Annotated in this window: 22 protein-coding genes; 5 read left to right on the top strand and 17 right to left on the bottom strand. The window is 69.5% G+C overall.

Going from position 1 to position 21,843, the window contains the following annotated elements; genetic code table 11:
- The first annotated feature begins 25 nt into the window (after positions 1-25).
- A complete protein-coding gene (locus ABFX45_RS30720) occupies positions 26-1,102 on the top strand; it encodes an ROK family transcriptional regulator (protein ID WP_428834203.1) in 1,077 nt (358 codons plus the stop codon).
- Here the strand turns inward: ABFX45_RS30720 and ABFX45_RS30715 are convergent.
- The 5 genes from ABFX45_RS30715 to ABFX45_RS30695 form a co-directional block, all read right to left on the bottom strand.
- A complete protein-coding gene (locus ABFX45_RS30715) occupies positions 1,099-2,127 on the bottom strand; it encodes a DUF1684 domain-containing protein (protein ID WP_346133676.1) in 1,029 nt (342 codons plus the stop codon). The two genes, ABFX45_RS30720 and ABFX45_RS30715, sit on opposite strands and share 4 nt — an antisense overlap.
- Entirely contained in the window at positions 2,124-2,849 is a 726-nt protein-coding gene (locus ABFX45_RS30710; protein WP_109638028.1) for a class I SAM-dependent methyltransferase, read from the bottom strand. Before ABFX45_RS30710 ends, ABFX45_RS30715 begins: the two co-directional genes overlap by 4 nt.
- Positions 2,850-2,939: 90 nt before the next feature.
- Positions 2,940-3,518 carry an XRE family transcriptional regulator gene (locus ABFX45_RS30705; RefSeq protein ID WP_170155014.1) on the bottom strand — a complete coding sequence of 193 codons (579 nt, stop codon included), beginning with the start codon at positions 3,516-3,518 and terminating at the stop codon, positions 2,940-2,942.
- 27 nt (positions 3,519-3,545) lie between these two features.
- Positions 3,546-4,688, bottom strand: a complete 1,143-nt coding sequence (gene dgoD / locus ABFX45_RS30700) for a galactonate dehydratase (RefSeq protein ID WP_346133673.1) — start codon at positions 4,686-4,688, stop codon at positions 3,546-3,548.
- Complete coding sequence (locus ABFX45_RS30695) at positions 4,685-5,365, bottom strand: SDR family NAD(P)-dependent oxidoreductase (protein WP_346133671.1); 681 nt, start codon at positions 5,363-5,365, stop codon at positions 4,685-4,687. The genes dgoD and ABFX45_RS30695 overlap by 4 nt, the downstream gene beginning before the upstream one ends.
- A gap of 166 nt (positions 5,366-5,531) precedes the next feature.
- Here ABFX45_RS30695 and ABFX45_RS30690 point away from each other — a divergent pair, with 166 nt between their 5' ends.
- Entirely contained in the window at positions 5,532-6,122 is a 591-nt protein-coding gene (locus tag ABFX45_RS30690) for a bifunctional 4-hydroxy-2-oxoglutarate aldolase/2-dehydro-3-deoxy-phosphogluconate aldolase (protein WP_109638024.1), read from the top strand.
- On the opposite strand, the gene ABFX45_RS30685 is transcribed toward ABFX45_RS30690, so the two are convergent.
- Genes ABFX45_RS30685 through ABFX45_RS30670 form a run of 4 tightly spaced genes read right to left on the bottom strand, consistent with a single transcriptional unit; the run spans position 6,108 to position 10,948 of the window.
- A complete protein-coding gene (locus ABFX45_RS30685) occupies positions 6,108-8,051 on the bottom strand; it encodes an alpha-galactosidase (protein WP_346133669.1) in 1,944 nt (647 codons plus the stop codon). The genes ABFX45_RS30690 and ABFX45_RS30685 overlap by 15 nt on opposite strands.
- Positions 8,048-8,857 (bottom strand): carbohydrate ABC transporter permease, encoded by an 810-nt coding sequence (locus tag ABFX45_RS30680; protein WP_109638022.1) that lies wholly within the window; start codon positions 8,855-8,857, stop codon positions 8,048-8,050. Before ABFX45_RS30680 ends, ABFX45_RS30685 begins: the two co-directional genes overlap by 4 nt.
- Entirely contained in the window at positions 8,857-9,684 is an 828-nt protein-coding gene (locus ABFX45_RS30675) for a carbohydrate ABC transporter permease (RefSeq protein ID WP_109638021.1), read from the bottom strand. Before ABFX45_RS30675 ends, ABFX45_RS30680 begins: the two co-directional genes overlap by 1 nt.
- Position 9,685: 1 nt before the next feature.
- Positions 9,686-10,948 (bottom strand): ABC transporter substrate-binding protein, encoded by a 1,263-nt coding sequence (locus tag ABFX45_RS30670; protein ID WP_109638020.1) that lies wholly within the window; start codon positions 10,946-10,948, stop codon positions 9,686-9,688.
- A gap of 76 nt (positions 10,949-11,024) precedes the next feature.
- Between ABFX45_RS30670 and ABFX45_RS30665 the strand changes: the two genes are divergently transcribed.
- Together ABFX45_RS30665 and sph are read left to right on the top strand one after the other, a co-directional pair.
- Positions 11,025-11,711 carry a FadR/GntR family transcriptional regulator gene (locus ABFX45_RS30665; protein ID WP_346133666.1) on the top strand — a complete coding sequence of 229 codons (687 nt, stop codon included), beginning with the start codon at positions 11,025-11,027 and terminating at the stop codon, positions 11,709-11,711.
- 75 nt (positions 11,712-11,786) lie between these two features.
- Entirely contained in the window at positions 11,787-12,710 is a 924-nt protein-coding gene (gene sph / locus ABFX45_RS30660) for a sphingomyelin phosphodiesterase (protein WP_346133665.1), read from the top strand.
- Here the strand turns inward: sph and ABFX45_RS30655 are convergent.
- Both ABFX45_RS30655 and ABFX45_RS30650 read right to left on the bottom strand, forming a co-directional pair.
- A complete protein-coding gene (locus ABFX45_RS30655) occupies positions 12,703-13,014 on the bottom strand; it encodes a DUF6968 family protein (RefSeq protein WP_109638017.1) in 312 nt (103 codons plus the stop codon). The genes sph and ABFX45_RS30655 overlap by 8 nt on opposite strands.
- A 36-nt stretch (positions 13,015-13,050) precedes the next feature.
- Entirely contained in the window at positions 13,051-13,197 is a 147-nt protein-coding gene (locus tag ABFX45_RS30650; protein ID WP_170155013.1) for a hypothetical protein, read from the bottom strand.
- A 160-nt stretch (positions 13,198-13,357) separates the two neighbouring features.
- Here ABFX45_RS30650 and ABFX45_RS30645 point away from each other — a divergent pair, with 160 nt between their 5' ends.
- Complete coding sequence (locus tag ABFX45_RS30645; protein WP_346133662.1) at positions 13,358-13,765, top strand: nuclear transport factor 2 family protein; 408 nt, start codon at positions 13,358-13,360, stop codon at positions 13,763-13,765.
- On the opposite strand, the gene lysA is transcribed toward ABFX45_RS30645, so the two are convergent.
- The 6 genes from lysA to kdpB all read right to left on the bottom strand — a co-directional run bounded on the left by lysA (position 13,762) and on the right by kdpB (position 21,822).
- Complete coding sequence (gene lysA / locus ABFX45_RS30640) at positions 13,762-15,072, bottom strand: diaminopimelate decarboxylase (protein ID WP_346133660.1); 1,311 nt, start codon at positions 15,070-15,072, stop codon at positions 13,762-13,764. The genes ABFX45_RS30645 and lysA overlap by 4 nt on opposite strands.
- A 105-nt stretch (positions 15,073-15,177) precedes the next feature.
- Positions 15,178-16,092, bottom strand: coding sequence for a glycoside hydrolase family 16 protein (locus tag ABFX45_RS30635; RefSeq protein ID WP_233439653.1), 915 nt, complete (start codon positions 16,090-16,092; stop codon positions 15,178-15,180).
- Between the two features lie 74 nt (positions 16,093-16,166).
- Positions 16,167-16,844, bottom strand: a complete 678-nt coding sequence (locus ABFX45_RS30630) for a response regulator (protein WP_109638013.1) — start codon at positions 16,842-16,844, stop codon at positions 16,167-16,169.
- Positions 16,841-19,354 carry a DUF4118 domain-containing protein gene (locus ABFX45_RS30625; RefSeq protein WP_346133658.1) on the bottom strand — a complete coding sequence of 838 codons (2,514 nt, stop codon included), beginning with the start codon at positions 19,352-19,354 and terminating at the stop codon, positions 16,841-16,843. The genes ABFX45_RS30630 and ABFX45_RS30625 overlap by 4 nt, the downstream gene beginning before the upstream one ends.
- A complete protein-coding gene (locus ABFX45_RS30620; RefSeq protein WP_346133656.1) occupies positions 19,329-19,859 on the bottom strand; it encodes a potassium-transporting ATPase subunit C in 531 nt (176 codons plus the stop codon). The genes ABFX45_RS30625 and ABFX45_RS30620 overlap by 26 nt, the downstream gene beginning before the upstream one ends.
- Position 19,860: 1 nt before the next feature.
- Positions 19,861-21,822 (bottom strand): potassium-transporting ATPase subunit KdpB, encoded by a 1,962-nt coding sequence (gene kdpB, locus ABFX45_RS30615; RefSeq protein ID WP_346133787.1) that lies wholly within the window; start codon positions 21,820-21,822, stop codon positions 19,861-19,863.
- Positions 21,823-21,843 lie beyond the last annotated feature (21 nt).

The raw sequence follows: 21,843 nt of genomic DNA, 5'->3' as shown, positions 1-21,843 counted from the left end.
TTTGTAGGCAAGCCCTCTAACTAGAATGTGCTGCGTGACCAAGCCGTCCCAGGAGCTGCTGCGCTCGATCTCCGACGAGCACGTGTTGCGCTCGTTGATGGCCTCCCGAAGGCAGACGCGGGCCGAACTGGCGGTCACCACGGGACTGTCGAAGCCGACCGTGGGCGAGAGCGTGCGCCGCCTGGTCGAGCTCGGCCTGGTGGCGGACACCGGCGAACGCACGCAGGGCGGGCGCGGGCGCGGGCGGGTCGGTTCGTTCTACAGCCTCGCCGACGTCGGCGTCGCACTGGTGGTCATGATCGCGCCCGGCGGTGTGACGGCCGAGTGCATCGATGCCTACGGAGACGTCGTTTCCCGGTCGCATCACCCCATCGCCGGCCCTGCCGAGGTTGCCGGGGTGCTGCCGGTCGCGGCCGTGGAAGCCGTTGCGGGACGGCAGGTGCGGCTCGCCGTGGTGAGCGCGGCCGATCCGGTCGACCGGCACACCGGACGGCTCGTGCAGCTGCCCGACTCACCGTTCCTCGTCGGCGCGCTGGACCCGGTCGAGGTGCTGCGGCCGTTCCTCGGCGGCCCTGTGATCGTGGACAACGACGTGAACTGGGCGGCACAGGCCGAGCACGTCGCGACCGGTGTCGCGGACTTCGCCTACCTGTACCTCGGCGAGGGCCTCGGCTGCGCGCTCGTCAGCGACGGCGAGGTGCGGCGGGGACATTCAGGGCTGGCGGGCGAGATCGCGCACCTCGTCACGATCGGCCCGTCCGGGGTGGCCACACCGTTCATCGAGGTGTTCGGCGAACTCGGGTTGCGGCAGACCGGATCCACCGCGATCGACGTGGCGCGCCTGCTGGCCGCGGACGGCGAGGTGCTGAGCGTGGTGGCGCGGGCGATCGGCGGTGTCGTCACCGCCCTGGTGACCCTCGCCGATCCAGCGGTCGTCGTGGTGGGCGGGCCGTGGGGTCCGGCACTGCTTGATCTGATCACCACCGGGCCGCGGGCGGTGGCGGTGGCCGCGGCGTCGGTCCGCGAACCGTCGTTGACCGGTGCGCGGGCCGACGCGCTCAGCCGGTTGAGGACGGCGCTGGTGGAGGCGTCCCGCGGCTAGCCGGGCAGGCTCGCGTACTCCTCGAACCGGAAGTACACGGCGGCATCCACCTGGAACAGCGCCCCGTCCTTCATCACGACGTTGATGACGTGCTGCTGCAACACCTCACCGTCCTGCGCGAACTGCCGGGTGATGTCGTAGCGCATCGACTCGATCGGCTCGATCTGGGCGGCCATGCCGGCGATGTTCTCCTGGATCGACGAGTCACCCTTCCCGTCGTTGTGCCAGACCGTTGCCGTCGGCGAGCACATCGCCCGCGCGGCGTCCCACTCGCGGTTCTCCAGGTGGCGCAGGTAGGTGATGGCCTTGTCCTTGAGGTCGTACATGAACGCGCGTTCTCCTGCTTCGACCCGGATGGGGAGATGGTTGCCGGGAGGGGAAAGTGGACAGGTGAAGATGGACGGAGCCAGGTGGTGGTGCGAGAGCGTGGCCTGGTTGAAGTCGACGGTCAGCCTGGTGCCGGGCTCCAGCTGTGGGAGCACCAGCCAGCGGCCGATGCCGGGCGTCTCGGTTCCGCTGGTCTCGTCGGTGAAGACGACGAGTCGTTGGCCCGGCATGGTTTCGATGACCGTCAACACGTGCTCGGTGCCGTTGATCGTGACGACGAGGTCGACCGGCGCGAGGACGGACTCGGTGGTGCGGGGAGACGTCAGGTGTTCCACCTCGACGCGGCGGCCCTCTGCCGCCCGGAACTCGCCCTCGAAGACCCACGCCGGGTCGTAGGGGTAGGTGTCGATGTCGCTCGGGGCGGGTGCTTTCGGGTCCATGACGACCACGCCGTAGTGACCGTCCGCGCCGCCTGCGAAGCCCACGAGGCCCCCGTCGAACTCCAGCGCGACGCCGCTGGGCACTTCGGAGTTCGCGTGCATCAACGCGCCCGCTTCGTTGACCCGCCACTCCCCCGGAATCCCTGCCAGGACTTGGGGTTCGTGACCGCTCACCGTGCCCTTGGCGACGACCTTGGCCTTGCCGCCGGGGCCGGCGACCTCGTCCCATCTGGCCTGGCGCCATTCCTCGTAGGTCACGCGATTTCCTTCCTAGCTGCCCACACGGTGCGTTCGCTGCGCAGGGCAAGGTCGTCGCGGCGCAGAACTCGTTCGAGGGCGTCGGGGTCGAGAAGCCTTTGCAGAACAACGCGCGCATAACGTTCCACCGCAGCGGACTGTTCGATGTGGACGGAGACCGTGCGCTCGCCCTCGACGGTGAAGCCTGCAGCGGTCAGCTTCGGGCCCCAGTCCGCGCCCCGGTGAGGCACGCGTTCGTCGTGGTGGTGCTGCTCGAAGCGGCTCTCGGGAGCGTCGTCCGGGAGGAACTTCGGCATGCCGGCGAGCTCGACGACGGCCAGCAGGCCGCCGGGTGCCAGCGTGCCGTGCACCTGGCGGAGTACACGATCAGGATCGGCCATGTGGTGCATGGACGCCGAAGCCCAGACCAGGTCGGGAGTGCCGAGGTCCGGCCACTCCGCGTCGAGGTCGGCCTGGACCGTGCTGACGCGGCCGGTCAGGCCGTGCTCACAGGCCTTGTCCCGCAGGCGCTGCAGGTGGTCGACCGACGCGTCGACGGCGGTGACGTGCGCCTCCGGGAAGCGGGCCAGCAGCGCGAACGTCCCCGCGCCGGTGCCGCACCCGAGGTCCACGATCTGCCGCGGGTCCGCCATGGGCAGCCACTCGGTGATGGACGCGGTGTGTTCGGCGACGACCTCCGCGTCCAGGTCGAGGATCTCCGCTTGGTCGTGTCCGTGATTCATAGGGCCAAGGTAGGACGGCCGTGCGCCATCCGCACGACACCTTGCCAATTCGGCAAGACGATCGAGGTTCGGCAGGCCGGGCGCGCAAGATCAGGCGTCTGCCGGAGTCTTCCTGTCGCGGTGCCCGCGACGGGCCTCGCGGTCGAAGATGCCCAGGACGTCGCACGGACCACCCGCGGTGCCGATCGCGTGCGGCAGCATCGTCGGGAACTCGGCGGCCTGGTTGGCCTCCACCCGCAGGCGGCGGTTGCCCAGCAGCAGGATCGCGGTGCCGGACAGGACGACCAGCCACTCGCGGCCGGGGTGGGCGCGCAGGGCGGAGGGGTTGTCCGGCGGCGGGGTCGTCATCCGCTGGCGCATCACGGTCATGCCGGGCTCCGCCTTGATCGGCCATCGCATTCCACCGTGGGCGCCGTCGATCATCGGGCTGACGATCACGTCGTCGGTGTCGGTCTCGACCAGCTGGTCGAGCGACGTGTCCAGCGCCCTGGCCAGCGTGACGAGCTGGTCGAGGGCGAGGCGGCGCTGGCCGTTCTCGATGCGGCTGAGCGACGACGGGCTGAGCCGGGCGCGGCTCGCCAGCTCGTCGAGCGACCAGCCCTGCGCCACCCGGAGAGCACGGATCCGCTTGCGCACGAGGCTGTCCAGCTCACCGTCTTCTTGCGTCATGCGCACGATCGTATGCGTGCACAGCAATCACCACTCCGCGAACCCGCCGTCGTCGTGCCGCCAGATCGGTGACCGCCACGCGTGCCCGGTCTCCGCGGCCCTCCGCACCGCCGCCTCGTCGACCTCCACGCCGAGGCCGGGTCCGGTGGGACGGGCGAGCCAGCCGTCCACCACCCGCACCGGCGCCATGTCCACGAGGTACGCGGGGTCGGTGCCGTGGTAGTGCATGCCCGCACTGTGTTCCTGGATCAGGAAGTTCGGTGTGGTGAACGCGACCTGCAACGACGCTGCGAGCGAGATCGGCCCGAGTGGACAGTGCGGCGCGATCGAAGCGCCGTAGATCTCCGCCAGCGACCCGATGCGCCGCAGCTCCGAGATCCCACCGGCGTGCGAGGGATCGGGCTGCACGACGGCAACGCCCGCGTCCAGCACGGGCTTGAACTCCCAGCGCGAGTAGAGCCGCTCCCCCGTCGCGATCGGCACGGTCGACGCGGAGACCACCGACGCCAGCACCTCGACCGGCAGCTCGGGCAGCACCGGCTCTTCGACGAACATCGGCTGCACCTCTTCGAGCGTGCGCACCAGACGTCGTGCCATGGCGGGAGAAACGCGGCCGTGGAAGTCGATCGCCAGGTCGCCGCGAGGTCCCAGCGCCTCGCGGGCCTCGCGGGCACGGTCCAGCACGGCCTCGGCGTCGGCGGGCGAGGCGATGGGCCGCATTTCGGCCGTGGCGTTCATCTTCACCGCGCTGAAGCCCGCCTCGACCTGTCGTGCCACCGCTTCGAAGACGCCGTCGGGCCGGTCGCCGGCCACCCACGAGTAGGCGCGGACGCGGTCGCGGACCGGGCCGCCCAGAAGTTCGTGGACCGGCAGGCCACGTGCCTTGCCGGCGATGTCCCACAACGCGTGGTCGTAGCCGGCGAGCGCCGACGACAACACCGGGCCGCCGCGGTAGAAACCGCCGCGCCGCAGGACCTGCCAGAGGTCCTCCACGCGCAACGGGTCCTGGCCGATCACCAGCTCGGCGAGCTCGTGCACGGCCGCGCGGACCGTCCCGGCCCTGCCCTCGACCACGGGCTCGCCCCAGCCCGTCACCCCCTCGTCCGTGCTCACCTTCAGGAACAACCAGCGGGGCTCGACCAGGAACGTCTCGACCGCCGTCACCTTCATGAAGAGTCCTTCGCCGCGGACCAGCCGCCGTCGACCAGAATCTCCGCGCCCGTCACGAACGACGCCCCCGGAGACAACAGAAAACCGATCACCGACGCCACCTCTGCCGGATCGCCGAGGCGTCCGGCCGGGGTGGCCCGGGCACTGCGTTCCCGATCCTCGACGGACACCCGGTCCCACGCCGCCGTCAGCACGGGACCGGGCAGGACCGCGTTGACCCGGACGTGCGGGGCGTACTCGACGGCGAGCTGGCGGGTCAGAGCCACCAGCCCGCCTTTCGAGGCCGCGTACGCGCCGTGTCCCGGGATGCCGATGTGCGCGTGCACCGACGAGACGAGCACGACCGAGCCGCCCCGCTGCCGCAGTGACGGCAGGCAGGCACGCAGGCCGTGGAAGGCGCCGCCGAGGTTGACCGCGAGCTGACGGTCCCACTCGGCGGGCGTCGTCTCGTCCAGCGGAGCCACGGTGACCGTGTAGGCGTTGCTCACCAACGCGTCCACGCCGCCGCCGCTCAGTTCCACCGCCCGCCGCCAGGTTCCGGGGTCGCTGACATCGCCCTGGACGGCGACATCACCCGTCAGGTCGATGCCGATCACCCGGTACCCGTTCTCGGTCAGGTGCCGTGCCGTGGCTGCACCGATTCCCGCTGCCGCACCCGACACCACCGCGCACTTCATGCACGTTCTCCTAGAACTTCTGCCGGTGGACCCTGTTGTCCGGTCCGCGCACCACTGTCCGGTCCAGCAGTAGCACGGACTGTGCCGATTCCATGCGGTGAGCCTGCCCGCGTGACCTGTGAGTGTCAAGAATAATTCCTAATTTATGTGTAGTAGCCTGGGTGGCGTGAGCTACCGCTACGAGATCACCCGGGCAGTCGTGCGGCAGGGCATCATCGCGATCATCCGCACCTCCGACGCGTCCTCGGCGGTCAAGGCCGCTGTTCCGCTGCTGGACGCGGGCCTCACGTCTCTCGAGCTCCCGCTGACCAACCCCGGTGCGCTGGAGGCGATCCGGCAGCTCCGTGAGGCGTACCCCGCGGCGACGATCGGTGCCGGGAGCGTGCTCGACGAGGCTTCCGCCGTGGCCGCCGTGCGGGCGGGCGCACAGTTCCTGGTGGCGCCGAACCTGGAGGAACCGGTGATCCGGGCCGGGCACCGGTACGGGGCAGCGGTGCTGCCCGGCGCCGGCACCGTGTCCGAGGTCGTGCGGGCGCTGGAGGCCGGGGCGGACGCCGTGAAGGTGTTTCCGGCGCCCACACCGCAGTGGGTCAGGGACGTGCTGGCAGTGCTGCCGTACGCGCCGCTGGTGCCGACGGGTGGCGTGGCACCGGCCGACGTTCCCGCGTGGCTGGAGGCCGGCGCGGTGGCGTGCGGGGTCGGGTCGGCCCTCGCCCGCACGCCGATCGAGGACATCCAGGCCCTAGTACGGGCGTAGCACCACCATGTCGGCGTCGTTCGTCCGAGACCAGTCGAACGGCAGCCCGACGTGCGTCAGGTGCGCGCCGGAGTACACGTCGCCGTTCTCGTCCACATAGGACTGAGCGGTCAGGCCCTTCAGCCTGACCCGCGAGGACTGGCCGGGCACCACCGGCACGCCCGTCAGCGATCCCGTGTGCCACGCCAGCACGACCACGCGGTCGGTCCCGGAGTATTGGATCGCGTCGTTGAGCAGGTGCACCTCGCCGTGGTGCACGACGTCGCGGATGCCCTTGTACCGCTTGATGAGCACGGCGGCCTCTTCGCGTTCGTCCTGAGACCAGTGCCGGACGTCAGCGCCGATGCCGAGCACACCGGCCATGGCGAGGACGAAGCGGAACTTGAGCGAACGCGGGCGGGCGTCGAACATGCCGGGCGCGTCGGTCACCCATGACGACATCAGGTGCGGGGCATGCATGTGCAGGAACCCGCGCTGGATCTTCAGCCGGTCCAGCGGCCCGGTGTTGTCGCTGGGCCACACCACGTCCACGCGGCCCGTCGTGGCCAGGTCGGTCCGGCCGCCGCCGCCCGCGCAGCCCTCCACGAGCACGTGCGGATGCCGCGCACGCAGGTGGTCCAGGACGCGCCAGTAGTTGCGGACGTGGGCGTTGTCCAGCTCGCCGGGGCGTTCGGTGGCGGGCCGGTTCAGGTCCCACTTGAGGTAGCTGATCCGACAACCGGTCAGCAGCCGGTCGAGGGTGGAGATCACGAACTCGTACACCTCCGGCAGGCCGAGGTTGAGCAGCAGCTGGTTGCGGATCAGCGTGGGTTCGCGACCCTCGGTGCGGTAGACCCAGTCCGGGTGCTCGGCGTGGAGCTTCGACTTCGGGCTCACGCACTCCGGTTCGACCCACAGGCCGAACTCCAGGCCCATCGCCCGGACGTCCTCGACGAACGCGCCGAAGTCCGGCGACTCCGGGTACCAGTCGCCGAGTCCGCCGGTGTCGTCGTGGCGGCCGGTGAACCAGCCGTCGTCCACCACGAACAGCTCGGCCCCGAGATCCGCGGCGATCGTGGCCAGCTCTCGCTGTTCCGGCAGCGAGACGTCGAATCCCGTCGCCTCCCAGGAGTTGTAGAGGACGGGCTTGCGAACGGGCCTCGATCGCAACCGGTCGTAGGCGTGCCAGACGCGGGCCAAGCCGTCCGTCGAGCACGCCAGCGCCACCTCGGGCGTCGTGAAGGTCTCCCCGGGCTCGACCACGACCGGGCCGAGCATTCCGGCACGCAGGCGCGTGAGTCCGGAAGGCTTGACCTCGGCCGTGATCTCCCAGGAACCGGACCACGCCAGCGACACACCCCACGTGTCGTCCACGGACAACCAGGGCGCGTAATTGTGCCCGGGAACGCCGTAGGAGCTGCCGATCCGGAACCCGCCCGCGGGCAGGTCCACGTGGTCCAGCTGGAACTCGCGAGCCCACTCACCGTGCAGAAAGGACAGTCGTGGGCCGCGCACCGGCAGGCACACGCCCGCCGATCCGATCCGGTCCAGCCGCAAGGGCCGGCCGGACGTGTTGGTCACTTCAACCCAGCGCGAAAGCACGTCAACGGTGCTTTCCGGCCGGTAGCACAGCACGGTCCTGAGTCCGGCGATCTCGTCGACGAACGCCAGCCGCAGCACGCCGTCCGACTCCGCGGCACCGTCGAAGGTGAACCACGAGTCGCCGGCCAGCTCCAGGTCTGCGCCGGTGAACGGACGCTGCCCGCGCGGCACGTACTCGACCGGTGCCGCGTCGGCCTCGGTGATGAAGTGGATCTCGCCGAGGTTCTTGAGCGGCGACGGCCCGGCTTCGACCCCGTGCGGGCCCCAGGCCACCAGTTCCGCCCAGCGGCCGCCGGGTTCGACGGCCACCGTGTAGGAGGTGGTGGCCATCCTCAGGGTCCAGGTCATTTCACCGCTCCCACCGCGAGTCCGGAGATGAAGTGCCGCTGGAACCGCAGGAACACCGCCACCGTCGGGATCGCCGCGATCACCGAACCCGCCGCGATGACGTTCCAGTTCGACACGTACTGACCCTGCAACGCCAGCAGCGCGGGCGTCACCGGCATGACGGACGACGACCGCAGCACGGTGATCGCCCACAGCAGGTCGTTGAAGATCCAGGTGAACGCCAGCGCGGCCAACGCCGCCAGAGCGGGCCTGGTCATCGGCAGAACGATCCGCCAGAAGATCTGCACGGGACCGGCGCCGTCGATCGTCGCCGCCTCCTGGACCTCGTTCGGCATGGCGCGCATGAAGCCCTGCAGCACGAACGTGTAGAAGCCGAGACCGAACCCGACCTGCACCACTACCAGCGCGAACAAGGTGTCGTAGATCCCGAGCAGCTCGGTCAGCTTCGACACCGGCACCAGCAGGATCTGCGGCGGCAGCAGGTTCCCCGCCAGCATCAGCAGGATGACCGTGCGCCGGCCGGGGATCTCGAAGCGGCTCAACGCGTACGCGGCGGCGGAGCTGAGCGCCAGTGACAGGAACACCGCCGGAACCGTGACGAGGACGCTGTTCCACATCGCGCCCGCGCCGCCGTTGGTCCACGCGTCGGCGAACCCGGCGAGCGTGAACGACTGCGGGACGGCGGCCAGCCCGTTGGCGGCGATGTCGTCGAACGACCGGAAAGCGGTGATGATCACTGCCGCGATCGGCAGTAGCCAGAGCACGGAGATCGTGCCCGCCACGACGTGGAAAACGCGATTGGACATCAGTTCTCCCGGAACGCGCGGACGAGGTACGTCACGATCACGCCGAACGCGAGGACGAAGATCACGACCGCCAGAGCGCTCGCGTAACCGAGCTTCAGCGACTGGAACGCGGTCGAGTACATGTACGTGCTGAGCAGCTCGGACGAGTGGTAGGGCCCGCCGCGCGTCATCGACCACACCACGTCGAACGAGCGCAGCGAGTCGATCACGATGACCGACAGCACGACCGAGTTGACCGACCGCAGCTGCGGCCAGGTGACGTGGGTGAACTTCTGCCAGGCCGTGGCACCGTCCAAAGTGGCCGCCTCGTAGAGACCGGGGTCGATTCCCTTGAGCCCGGCCAGGTACAGCACCATCACGTACCCGGCCTGCCGCCACAGCGCGGGAACCAGCACCGCGTACAGCGCCGTGCCGGGGTCGGCCAGCGGCGAGGAGTCGAAGATCCCGCCCGGCTGGTACAGCACCTGCCAGATCAGCGACGTGGCGACGAGCGAGAACACCACCGGCACGAACAGCGCCGCCCGGTAGATCCCGACGCCCCGGCGTTCCTTCTGCAGCAGCACCGCGAGCCCCAGACCACCGGCCGCGGACAGCCCGCCGAACAGCACCAGCCAGATCGCGGTGTTGGTGACGGCGGTGTGGAACACCGGGTCGTCGATCATCCGGGTGAAGTTGCCGGCACCGACGAACCGGGGCGCTGACACCCCGTCCCAGTTCGTCAGCGCGAGCCAGAACCCCTGCAGCGCGGGCCAGAAGACCCAGAACCCCTCCACCAGCAATGGGACGAGCACGAACAGCAGCAGGACAGGAGGGACTCGGCGACTCATCTCAGGCCGACCACACCTGCTGCGCGGCCTTCTGCCAGTCCGCGAGAATCGTGTCCAGCTGGTCCGGTTGCTGCAGGAACTTGACCAGCGCGGCGTCGGCGGTGGGCTGCAGCGCGTCGCTCGAGTCGCGGTTGAAGAACTGCGTGATCTCCGCGGCCTCCTCGAGGTGCCGGCGCCCCTTCTGCACGAGCGGCGTGCCGGAGTCCTTCGCCTTCGGGTTGGTCGGCAGGATCGTGCCGGAGGAGTTCCTGATGTAGACCTCCTGGCCCTCCGCGGTCGCCGCGAAGGTCAGGAACTCCTTGAGCTCCTTGACGTGCGGGGACTTCGAGCTCGCGAAGAAGCCGTCGGTCGGGCCTTCCTCGGCGAGCGGCACCTTCGGGTCGATGATCGGGAAGCGGAAGAAGTCGACGTCCTCCAGCGCGTCCTTCGGTGCCGCGTCGGCGAAGAACGCGCCGGTGAGCAGCATGCCGGTGCGGCCCTGCAGCAACGCGGTCGTGGCCTCCTGGAAGCCGATCGCGGTGCCGTTCGGATCGGTGAAGGGCAGCACTTCGCGCCACGGCGTGAAGATCGCCTTGACCTTCGGGTCGTCGAACCGCTGCCTGCCCGCGAGGAGCTCACGGTGGAACGGCGCGCCGTTGACGCGGATGTTGAAGTGATCGAACCAGCTCGACGCCGTCCACGGCGAGTCGGATCCCGCACCCATGCCGAGCGGGATGACACCCTTGCCCTGCAACGTCTTGCACAGCGCGACGAACTCGGCCCAGGTCGTCGGCGGGGTGACGCCCCACTTGGCGAAGTTGGACTTGCGGTAGAAGAAGCCCCACCAGTAGTAGGTGGTCGGGATGAACACCTTGCCGCTCAACGTCTTGAACGGCTGCGAGTAGTCGCCCATGGTCTGCCACACGTCGCCGACGTCGAGCAGCAGCCCTTTCTCCTCGTACCCCTTGAGAAGTGAGCCGGGGTACCAGGTGAACAGGTCGGGAGGGTTGGCCGAGGTGAGGTAGCTCGGCAGCTGGGTGCGGAAGGTCTCGGAGGCCACGGTGTTGACCGAGGCCTGCGCGCCTTTCCTGTCGTTGAACGCCTTGACCAGTGCCTCGATCGCCGCCTTCGCCGCGGGCGCCGAGAGGTTCGACTGGATCGAGACCGTGCCCGCGGTCTGCGTGACCGGGCCGGAGGACGCCGACGTGGCGCAGGAAGCTGTGCCGCCGACCAGCAGCCCGGCTCCCGCGGCGGCGGTGACGCGGAGGAAGTGACGCCTGTCCATGGCGGACAGACTGCGCTGCCACCATGATCAAGTCAAGAATAATTCATAATTTATGAGTGCCGTATGATCTGGCGCCATGAGCGAGAAGCGGCTGCGGGGCGTGCACGGCCAGACCGTCGAGGCGCTGGCCGGCCGGATCCTGGCCGGCGAGATCGGCGAGGGCGACACCCTCGATCTTCCGGCGTTGCGCGAAGAACTGGACGTGTCGCTGACAGCACTGCGCGAGGCGCTGAAGGTGCTCTCGGCCAAGGGCATGATCGACGCCAGGCAGAAGCGCGGCACGTTCGTGCAGCCGCGCACGTCGTGGAACCTGCTCGACACCGACGTGATGCGCTGGCAGACCCAGGCCAACGCCGATCACAGCCTGTTCGAGGAGCTCACGGAGATGCGGGTCATCGTCGAGCCCGCCGCCGCCCGCCTGGCCGCCGAGCGCGCCACCGACGCGGACATCGAGGCACTGTCCGCAGCCCTGGACCGGATGGCCTCGGCACGCGACCTCGCCGCGACCGTCCGGGCAGACCTGGAGTTCCACCGGCTGCTGATGGCCGCCACGCACAACGCGTTCCTGACGCAGGTCGAGCAGATCATCGCGATCGGCCTCGCCGAGCGGGACAAGCTCGTGCACGGGTCGGTGGACGACGATCCGGTGCCGTCGCACCGCGCGGTGCTGGACGCGATCACCGCACGGGCCGCCGAGGCCGCCTACGACGCGATGCGCGCCCTGGTCGACAAGTCGGGCGCGGACCTCGACCGGTTGCGCTGAAGTTCATCAACGCTTGATCGATACGACACCGCTGTACGGTTGTGAAGGATCCTCACGTCCTTCACCATCGGCCGCATGCGCCTGATCACGCTCGCCGCCGCCGTCGCGCTCACGATCCCGGTCGCCCCCGCGGTCGCCGCACCGGCCGCCCCGAAGATCGCCACCCACAACGTGTTCATGCTGTCCCGCAACCTCTACCCGAACTGGGGTCAGCTGGCGCGGGCCGACCTGATCGACAGCACCGGCGTGCTGAACGGTCAGGACGTCGTCGTGCTGCAGGAGGCGTTCGACAACGCCGCCTCCGACCGGTTGCTCGCCAACCTCCGCGACACCTACCCGCACCAGACGCCGGTGCTCGGTCGCAGCACCGCCGGGTGGGACGTCACGTCGGGTGCCTACAGCTCCTCGACGCCGGAGGACGGCGGGGTCGCGGTGCTGAGCCGGTGGCCGATCACCACGCGCGTCCAGCACGTCTACCGCGATGCGTGCGGGGCGGACTGGTTCTCCAACAAGGGTTTCGCGTACGTGCGGATCGAGGCGCCGGCCGGGCCGATGCACGTGATCGGCACGCACATGCAGGCGGAGGACTCCACCTGCACGAGCGCTCCGGCCGGCTACCGGACGAAGCAACGTGCCGAGATCAAGGCGTTCCTCGCCGCGAGGAACATCCCGGCGTCCGAGCCGGTGTACGTGGCGGGTGACCTGAACGTCGTCAAGGCGAGTGACGAGTTCCCGCGGATGGTCGCCGAACTGGGCGCTTCAACACCCGAGGTGACCGGACACCCGTTCTCATGGGACTGCGCGGACAACGGCGTCTGCCGCGACCAGTACGGGCCCGAGTACGCGTCCGAGCACCTCGACTACGTGCTGACGATCCAGGGACCGGTGTTGCGCAACGAAACGCGGCGCGCGAAGAGTCCTCAGTGGTCGATCTGGTCGTGGGGCCGCGAGTACACCTACACGGACTTCTCGGACCACTACCCCGTTTTCGCTAGCTGAGCGCGGGAGCGATGGTCAGGCCGAAGTCGGGCGCGCCCAGCCAGTCGAGGGTGCTGCCCGACTCGGCCAGCTTCAGCCGCACCGCGTAGACGCTGAGCAGCAACGCCTGCAACGAGTCCACGCCGTGCGCGGCACCGACCGAGTCGTCGCCCAAGCCCACGATCTGATGTGGACACTGCCAGTCACCGTTGCTGCTCAACGGATCGGGGCGCGGGGCACCGAACCTGATCACCACCTCGATGTGTGATCCGTCCGGTGCCACACCCTCGATCAGTCGTTCCGCGACGATCTGTCCCAGCTCCATGCCGTCATCCTAGGCCGGTACGCGGGCTGACCGCCGTCAGCCGGACAGCTCCAGTGCGGCCACCAGGCGCTTCGCCTGCACGACGGCCTTGCTGGAACCCTTGCGCGTGGCCACCTCCGCGAGGCCGCTGACGTTCCCGTCCGGCTTGACCTGCTGTGCCAGTTCGACCGCGAGCTCGAGCACGTCCGCGACCCGGTTGTGCGTCCACAGCTTCGGCAGTGCGATGGCGACGTCGGCCCAGATCGGGCCTGGCGAGGCCCGGCACGACCCGGTTCGGCGCGATGTTTACGGGAACACACGTTCGACTTCGCAGTAGAACGATCAACCTGGTATGGGTGGAGGTATGTCGACCGAAGAAACCCGTGCCGTGATCGCCGAGTTCGACCGCCTGATGCGGGCGTGGGACGTGGACGGCCTGGCCGCCCTGTTCGCGGAGGAGGTGGACTGGGAGATCCCCGGCGACACCGCCACCGTGCCGTGGATCGGCAAGCGCGCCACGCGGGCCGAGGTCCGCGCGTTCTACGCCGAGGACGTCCCGAAGTACCTGACGCCGGACCGGTTCGCCGTCGACGCCACGCTGGTCGACGGTGCGCTGGCCGTGCGCACCGGTGATCTCCGCTCGCAGGTCCAGGCCACCGGGAAGTGGATCGAGACGCGGTTCGTGCAGGAGTTCACCGTCCGCGACGGCAAGATCACGCGTTACCTGATGCACGAGGACAGCTGGCTGGTCGCCCAGGCCGTCAAGCCCTAGACATAGCGCCGCAGCAGGTCCTCCTCGGTCTCGCGCCGCACGATCGGCCGCGCCAGCCCGTCCCGCACCGCGACGACGGGCGGCCGGCCGACCTGGTTGTAGTTCGACGCCAGCGCGTGGTGGTACGCGCCCGTCACCGGCACCGCGAGCAGATCACCCGCGTGCACGTCGGCGGGCAGCAACACGTTCTCCGCCAGCACGTCCCCGGCCTCGCAGTGCCGTCCGACCACGGTCACCGGCCGCAGCTTCCCGCCACGGCCGACGAGCCGGACCGCGTACTTGGCGCCGTACAGGGCCGGGCGCGGGTTGTCGCTCATGCCGCCGTCCACCGCCACGAACGTGCGGACGCCACGCTTGACCGCGCAGACCCGGTACAGCGTGACGCCCGCGTTCGCGACGATCGAACGTCCCGGCTCGATCAGGATGCGCGGTACCGGCACGCGATGCAGCGCGCACTCGTAGCTCAACGTGCCGCGAACGCGTTGCGCGAAGCCGAAGAGGTCGAACGACGACTCCCCCGGCAGGTACGGCGCGCAGAAGCCGCCACCGAGGTCGAGCTGCTCGATGCGGACGCCGCAAGAAGCGATCAGGCCAACCATGCGCCGCACGGTTTCCTCGTACGACGCCACGTGCCGCACCTGCGAGCCGATGTGGCAGTGCAGGCCGGCGAGCCTGAGTGAGGGCTGCTCGACCACTCGCAGAACGGCTTCGAGAGCGGCGCCGGAAGCCAGCGAGAACCCGAACTTCTGGTCCTCCACACCGGTCGAGACAGCGGCATGGGTGTGCGCGTCCACTCCCGGCGTCACCCGGATCATGACTTCCTGGCCGTGCCGCGCGAGAGCACCGAGCTGGGCGATCTCGTCGAACGAGTCCGCGACGATCCGCGAAACCCCGTACTCCAGCGCGGCTTTCAGGTCCTCGCCGGTTTTCACGTTGCCGTGCATGACGATTCGCCCGGCCGGAAAGCCCGCGGCACGCGCCAGGGCGAGCTCACCGGCGGAGGACACGTCGAGCGACAGCCCGACAGAGGCCATCCACCGGTAGACCTCGGGGCACGGCAACGACTTGCCCGCGAACACGACCTCCGCTTCCGGCAGCGCCGCGACGAAGGCCTTGGCGCGGTTGCGCACCGTCGCCTCGTCCAGCACCTGGCAGGGCGTGCCGAACTGGGCCGCGAGCCGCGTGGCGGGGACTCCACCGATGACGAGGTCCGAGCCGGACAGGTGCGTCCCGTCCGGCCACAGACCCTCTTCCAGCACCGGCTCGGTGGAACAGCCGATGCTGGGCAGCAACTCCGCGAGTGTCATGTCCCGATTGCACGCCGATCACCGGCACGTGCCCAGCGCCCGGACGGGACCCTGACACCGCCGGCCCTCACCTTGACGTGATTCTGACGATCACGGTGGCGCCGGTCACGGGCGCGTCCACACCGCCACGTAGTCCACCGCCATCGAACGGCCCGGCGTGGTCTGCGGGGTCGGGGTGGCGCGGCCGGCCACACCGTTCGGGAACGCGCCACCCATCGCCACGTTCAGCAGGATGAAGTAACCCTGGTGGGACGTCATGTTGTTCCACGTCCCGGCGTCCATCTGGTTCTGCCGCACGACGTGGTACTGCTGGCCGTCGACGTACCAGCGCAACTGGTTGGGACTGACCGAGCGGTCCCACTCGAAGCGGTAGGTGTGGAAGTTGCCGGGGCACTGGCTGCCGGGGCAGGCACGGGACGCGCCGAGGCCGTTGGTCTCGTTGCACGGGCCGCCGGGGTTCACGCCGCAGTGCAGCACACCCCAGACGCTGTTGATGCCGTTGACGTTCTCCATGACGTCGAACTCGCCGATGCCCGGCCAGTTCCAGTAGTTGCCGCGGTAGGGCGCGCCCAGTGCCCAGAACGCGGGCCAGTAGCCCAGCGCGCCGGTGCCGGTGATGTTCGGCATCTGGATGCGTCCCTCGATGCGCAGCACGCCGCCGGCGGGTGCCTTGAAGTTCGAGCGGCGAGTTTCGATGCGCGCGGAGGTCCACTCGCCGTTGGCCGCGCGCAGCGGGACGATTCGGAGGTTGCCGGTGCCGTCGAGGCGCAGGTTGGCGCGGTCGTTGGTGTACCGCTGGATCTCGCCGGTGCCCCAGTTGCCTGGGCCGCCGGGATAACCGTGGCCGATGTCGACGATCCAGTTGTTCGGGTTCGGGGCCGAGTTGTTCGGGCCGTTGAAGTCGTCCGACCAGGCCAGGGTCCAGCCGGGTGGGGTCGGTGGGACCGCTGCCTGCGCGGCGCCGGAGAGTGGGAGCGCCAGCAGGAGGCCCAGCAGGGCGTACCGCAGTTTTCGAGCCACGATGATGACCTCTCTGTCACGATCGTGCGGCGGCTACGTCCATGGAAGCGCTCTCACGCCCTCCACGTCAACCGTCAGAGTTCCAGCCGGTACCCCATCCCGGGCTCCGTGATCAGGTGACGGGGACGCGCCGGATCGGTTTCCAGCTTCCGCCGCAGCTGCGCGAAGTACACACGCAGGTACTGGGACTCGTTGAGGTGCATCGGCCCCCACACCTCCTGCAGCAGCTGCTTCTGCGACACGAGCCGGCCGGGGTTGCGCGCGAGGATCTCCACCAGCCCCCACTCGGTGGGCGTGAGGTGCACCTCGCGGTCATCTCGCCAGACCTTCTTCACCACCAGGTCCACGACGAACGACGCCGTCTGCACCACGGGATCGCCGGCCTCGCGCGCCAAACCCCGTCGCACGGCGGCGCGCAACCTGGCCAGCAGCTCGTCCATCCCGAACGGTTTGGTCACGTAGTCGTCGGCACCCGCGTCGAGGGCCTCGACCTTGGCCGCGGAGTCGGTGCGGGCGGACAGGACGATGATCGGGATCGTCGACCAGCCGCGCAGGCCGGCGATCACGTCGACGCCGTCGATGTCGGGCAGGCCCAGGTCCAGCACGACGACGTCCGGTTTGCCCTCCACGGCGACGCCCAGGGCGGACTTGCCGTCGTAGGCCGTCATCACGTTGTATCCGCGCGCGCTGAGGTTGATCCTCAACGCCCGGACGATCTGCGGTTCGTCATCGACCACCAGCACTGACGTCATCCTGACTCCTCGTGAGCTGGCAGCGAGATCACGATGGTGAGCCCGCCGCCCGGTGTGTCCTCCGCGCTGATCTCACCGCCCATGGCGGCGGTGAAGCCCTTGGCGACGCTGAGCCCTAGGCCGACGCCCGGTGTCGCGTCACGGTCGCCGAGTCGTTGGAAAGGCGCGAAGATCCGGTCTCCAGTCTTCTTCGGCAGTCCCTTGCCGTGGTCGACGACCCGCAGCTCCACCTGCGAGCCGTGGCGGCTGGCTCTGATCGCGACCGGTCCCGGCGTCCCGTGCCGCAACGCGTTGTCCACGACGTTGGCCACGACTCGTTCCAGCAGGCCCAGATCGGCCAGCACCAGCGGCAGATGTTCGTCCACGACAACGGAAACCTGCTCGTCGACGCCGGCCAGTGCCCTGGCGACGGCCTCGTAGTAGCTGACGGGCCGCAGCACCGGCTCCACCGAACCGGTGGCGAGCCGTGACGAGTCCAGGAGGTTGTCCACCAGTCCGGTCAGCCGGTCCGCCGACTCCTCGACCGTCGCCATCAGCTCCCGGACGTCCTCCGCGGACAGCGGCAGCGTCTCGTCCCGCAGGCTGCCGATCGCGGCTTTGATCGACGTCAACGGCGTCCGCAGGTCGTGCCCGACCGCCGACAGCAACGCCGTGCGCAGCTCGGTCGTCTCGGCCCTGCGCTGGGCGTCGCGTGCCTCGTCGGCCATTCGCTGCTGCCGCCACGCCATCAGCGCCTGCCCGGCCGCGGCCTCCAGCACCCGCTGATCGCTCGCGGGCAAGGTCCGGCCGCGCAGCACCAGGTGGACGTCCGGCGTCACCAGCACGTCCGCGTCGCCCTCGTCCGGTTCGTCGCACGGCCGCGGGCCCACGCACGCGACGCGTTCCCAGGCGCCACCACGCCGTTCCAGCAGCGCGACGGACTCCAGGCCGAAGTTCTCGCGGATCTTCTCCAGCAGCCGGGCCAGCGGGTACGGCGAGGTCAGCACGGTCCGCGAGTACGAGGCCAGCAACGCGGCCTCTGTCCGCGCCCGCGCACCCTGCTCCGCCAGCCTGGCCGCCCTGTCGACCGTCAGCGCCACCACGGTCGCGACGATCACCATGGCCACGAGCGTGATCACGTTCTCCGGCGAGTTCACCGCGAGGCTGTGGTACGGCTCGGTGAAGAAGAAGTTCAGCAGCCCTGCGCCGGCGACCGCGCAGAACAACGCGGGGCCGAGGCCGCCCGCGATCGCGACCACGCACGTGACCAGCAGGAACGCGACGAGATCTGTCGAGAAGTCGAGCTCGTCGCGCCACAGCATGCCCAGCCAGGTGACGGCAGCGGGCAGCACCAGGGACAGTCCCCAGCCGATCAGCCGGCGCCGTGACGGCAACGGGTCGGCACCGATCTTCCACCGCGGTCCGCGCCGCGCCTCGTCGTGCGTGACCATGTGCACGTCGATCGCGCCGGACTCCTGCACCACGGCCGCGCCGATGCCCTCGTCGAACGCCCGCGCGAGGCGTGACCTGCGCGAAGTCCCGAGCACGAGCTGGGTGGCGTTGACCCCGCGGGCGAACTCCAGCAATGCCGTCGGCACGTCGTCGCCGACGACGGAGTGGAACGTCGCGCCGACGTCCTCGGTGATCTTGCGCGAGCGGGCGATGTGTTCGGGGGTCACACCGGTCAGCCCGTCCCCGCGCATCACGTGCACGACGAGCAGTTCGGCCCCTGCCCGTACGGCGATCCGCCGGGCCCGCCGGATCAGCGTCTCGCTCTCCGCGCCGCCGGTGATCGCGGCGACGACCCGTTCTCGCGCCTCCCAGGTGTCGGTGATCGACTTCTCGCTGCGGTACCGCTGCAACGCCACGTCGACCTGGTCCGCGACCCACAGCAGGGCGAGCTCGCGCAACGCGGTCAGGTTGCCGGGCCGGAAGTAGTTGCCCAGCGCGGCATCGATCTTGTGCGCGGCGTAGACGTTGCCGTGGGCGAGCCGGCGGCGCAGCGCCTCCGGGGTGATGTCCACCAGCTCGACCTGTTCGGCGCGGCGGACGACCTCGTCCGGCACGGTTTCCCGTTGCCGCACACCGGTGATCCGCTCCACGACGTCGTTGAGCGACTCCAGGTGCTGGACGTTGACAGTGGACAGGACGTCGATGCCCGCGTCGAGCAGTTCCTCGACGTCCTGCCAGCGCTTCTCGTTGCGCGAGCCCGGCACGTTGGTGTGTGCGAGCTCGTCGACCACCGCGACCTCGGGTCTGCGCGCGAGGATCGCGTCCACGTCCATTTCGGACACATCGACGCCGCGGTGCCGCATCACCTTGCGCGGCACCACTTCCAGGCCGTCGAGCAGTGAGGCTGTCTTCTCCCGGTCGTGGGTCTCCACGAGTCCGACTACCACGTCGGTGCCGCGCTCCCGGCGCCGGTGAGCTTCGCCGAGCGCGGCGAAGGTCTTGCCGACGCCGGGAGCGGCGCCGAGGTAGATCCTCAGCTCACCCCGGCGACCGTCAACGGGTGGCAGCGTCGATGGCACGGTTCAACGCCGTCACGTTGACGGTGGTGGTGAAGGTGCCCCCGGTGCTGGCAACGACCAGCTCCCGGACCTTCTCCACCGGCAGCCCGGACGCGCGCGCCACACGGGGCACCTGCAACGCGGCATATTCCGGGCTGATGTGCGGGTCGAGACCAGAAGCCGAGGCGGTGACGGCGTCCTGCGGAACCTGGTTCTCGGAGACGCCCTCACGCTGGGCCACCGCCGCCCGCCGCTTGGCGACGACCTTCGTGTAGTCCTCGTTCAGCTCCCCCTTGTTGGAGCCACCGGACGCGGGCAGCGTCGCGGCGGACGGCCTCGGCACGAAGTACTTGTCGCCTTCACGCGTGACGGCGACGAGCGTGGTGCCGACCGCTTCGGCGTTGTCGTGCAGACCGGGGAGCCGCGAGACACCCCAGACCGCCAGCGGGTACAGCACGCCGAGGAGCACGGTGAGCGCGAGCAGGATCCGCAGACCCGCCCACGACTGCTTCAGAAAGTTGTCCATGTCAGCCGATCCCGGGGACGAGTCGCACGAGCTGGTCGATCAGCCAGATCCCGGCGAACGGCGTCACGATACCGCCGAGGCCGTAGATCAGCAGGTTGCGCCGCAGCAGCGCGGACGCGCTGGACGGCCGGTAACGGACGCCCTTGAGCGCCAGCGGGATCAGCGCCACGATGACCACCGCGTTGAAGATCACCGCCGACAGGATCGCGGACCGCGGCGTGGCCAGGTGCATGATGTTGAGCCGGTCGAGCGCCGGGTAGATCGCCGCGAACATCGCCGGCAGGATCGCGAAGTACTTGGCCAGGTCGTTCGCCACGGAGAACGTCGTCAGCGCACCGCGCGTGATCAGCAGCTGCTTGCCGATCTCCACGATCTCGATGAGCTTGGTCGGGTCCGAGTCGAGGTCGACCATGTTGCCGGCCTCCTTCGCGGCCGACGTGCCGGTGTTCATCGCGACGCCGACGTCCGACTGCGCCAGCGCGGGCGCGTCGTTGGTGCCGTCCCCCGTCATCGCGACCAGGCGGCTACCCTCCTGCTCCTTGCGGATCAGGGCCATCTTGTCCTCGGGCTTGGCCTCGGCGAGGAAGTCGTCCACGCCCGCCTCCTCCGCGATCGCACGAGCCGTCAACGGGTTGTCGCCGGTGACCATGACCGTGCGGATGCCCATCGCGCGCAGTTCGGCGAAGCGTTCCTTCATGCCGGGCTTCACCACGTCGGACAGCCGGATGACGCCAAGCACCTCGCCGTCCTGCGCCACGACGAGCGGAGTGCCGCCCTGCGCGCTGATCTCGTCCACGACCCCGCGGGCCGTCTCGGTCAGCTCGAACGCGGACGCGGCGCCCTTGCGGATGCTCCTGCCGTCCAGGTCGATGCCGGACATCCTTGTCTGCGCGGTGAAAGGGACGAACTCGCCCGTCTTCTCGTGATCGGTGGCGGGCCGCCCGCCCGCGAGCTCCAGAATGCTGCGGCCTTCCGGCGTCTCGTCAGCCAGGCTCGCGAGCCGCGCGGCCGCCACGAGCTTCTCGTGGGACGTCGGTCCGACCGGGATGAACTCGGTCGCCCTGCGGTTTCCCCACGTGATCGTGCCGGTCTTGTCGAGCAGCAACGTGTCGATGTCGCCCGCCGCCTCCACGGCCTTGCCGGACGTGGCCAGCACGTTGCGCTGCACCAGCCGGTCCATGCCCGCGATGCCGATGGCGGACAGCAACGCTCCGATCGTCGTCGGGATGAGGCAGACCAGCAACGCGGTCAGCACGACGACCGACTGCTCGCCACCGGAGTAGATCGCGAACGGCTGCAGCGCCACCACGGCGAGCAGGAAGATGATCGTCAGCGTGGACAGCAGGATGGTCAGCGCGATCTCGTTCGGCGTCTTCTGCCGTTCGGCGCCTTCGACCAGCGCGATCATTCGATCCACGAAGGACTCGCCCGGCCTGGTGGTGATCCGCACGACGATCCGGTCGGACAGCACGGTGGTGCCGCCCGTGACCGCGGACCGGTCACCGCCGGACTCGCGGATCACCGGCGCGGACTCACCGGTGATGGCCGACTCGTCCACGGTGGCGATTCCTTCGACGACGTCACCGTCACCGGGGATGACCTCGCCCGCCTCGACGACCACCAGGTCACCGATCTTCAACTCGGTACCGGCGACGACGTCACCGTTCACGAGCCGCGCGACCGCGTCCTTCTTGGCCTTCCTGAGCGAGTCCGCCTGCGCCTTGCCGCGGCCTTCCGCGACGGCCTCGGCGAGGTTCGCGAAGAGCACGGTGAACCACAGCCACAGCGTCACCGAGATGGTGAACACGCTCGGATCGGTGACCGTGAAGACCGTGCCCAGCGACGAACCCGCCCAGACGACGAACATGACGGGGTTGCGCAGCTGGTGGCGCGGGTGGAGCTTCCGGAACGCCTCGGGCACCGCGTCCACGAGGTGGGCCCGTGTGATCGTCTTCGTCCGCACGGGAACGGCCTGGTCGAGTGT

The sequence above is a fragment of the Lentzea roselyniae genome, from assembly GCF_039537795.1.
Lineage (GTDB): Bacteria > Actinomycetota > Actinomycetes > Mycobacteriales > Pseudonocardiaceae > Lentzea > Lentzea atacamensis.
Note: the sequence above shows the minus strand (reverse complement) of the source record. Positions and strands in the feature narration are given on the sequence as shown.

Coding starts and splice junctions, on each gene's coding strand:
- ABFX45_RS30620 (WP_346133656.1), bottom strand. CDS start 19,859: ATGGACAACTTTCTGAAGCAGTCGTGGGCGGGTCTGCGGATCCTGCTC.
- ABFX45_RS30685 (WP_346133669.1), bottom strand. CDS start 8,051: ATGACCTGGACCCTGAGGATGGCCACCACCTCCTACACGGTGGCCGTC.
- ABFX45_RS30655 (WP_109638017.1), bottom strand. CDS start 13,014: ATGGAGCTGGGACAGATCGTCGCGGAACGACTGATCGAGGGTGTGGCA.
- ABFX45_RS30695 (WP_346133671.1), bottom strand. CDS start 5,365: ATGAAGTGCGCGGTGGTGTCGGGTGCGGCAGCGGGAATCGGTGCAGCC.
- ABFX45_RS30675 (WP_109638021.1), bottom strand. CDS start 9,684: ATGAGTCGCCGAGTCCCTCCTGTCCTGCTGCTGTTCGTGCTCGTCCCA.
- ABFX45_RS30645 (WP_346133662.1), top strand. CDS start 13,358: ATGTCGACCGAAGAAACCCGTGCCGTGATCGCCGAGTTCGACCGCCTG.
- sph (WP_346133665.1), top strand. CDS start 11,787: ATGCGCCTGATCACGCTCGCCGCCGCCGTCGCGCTCACGATCCCGGTC.
- ABFX45_RS30710 (WP_109638028.1), bottom strand. CDS start 2,849: ATGAATCACGGACACGACCAAGCGGAGATCCTCGACCTGGACGCGGAG.
- ABFX45_RS30680 (WP_109638022.1), bottom strand. CDS start 8,857: ATGTCCAATCGCGTTTTCCACGTCGTGGCGGGCACGATCTCCGTGCTC.
- ABFX45_RS30630 (WP_109638013.1), bottom strand. CDS start 16,844: ATGACGTCAGTGCTGGTGGTCGATGACGAACCGCAGATCGTCCGGGCG.
- ABFX45_RS30705 (WP_170155014.1), bottom strand. CDS start 3,518: ATGACGCAAGAAGACGGTGAGCTGGACAGCCTCGTGCGCAAGCGGATC.
- ABFX45_RS30665 (WP_346133666.1), top strand. CDS start 11,025: ATGAGCGAGAAGCGGCTGCGGGGCGTGCACGGCCAGACCGTCGAGGCG.
- ABFX45_RS30670 (WP_109638020.1), bottom strand. CDS start 10,948: ATGGACAGGCGTCACTTCCTCCGCGTCACCGCCGCCGCGGGAGCCGGG.
- ABFX45_RS30720 (WP_428834203.1), top strand. CDS start 26: ATGTGCTGCGTGACCAAGCCGTCCCAGGAGCTGCTGCGCTCGATCTCC.
- dgoD (WP_346133673.1), bottom strand. CDS start 4,688: ATGAAGGTGACGGCGGTCGAGACGTTCCTGGTCGAGCCCCGCTGGTTG.
- lysA (WP_346133660.1), bottom strand. CDS start 15,072: ATGACACTCGCGGAGTTGCTGCCCAGCATCGGCTGTTCCACCGAGCCG.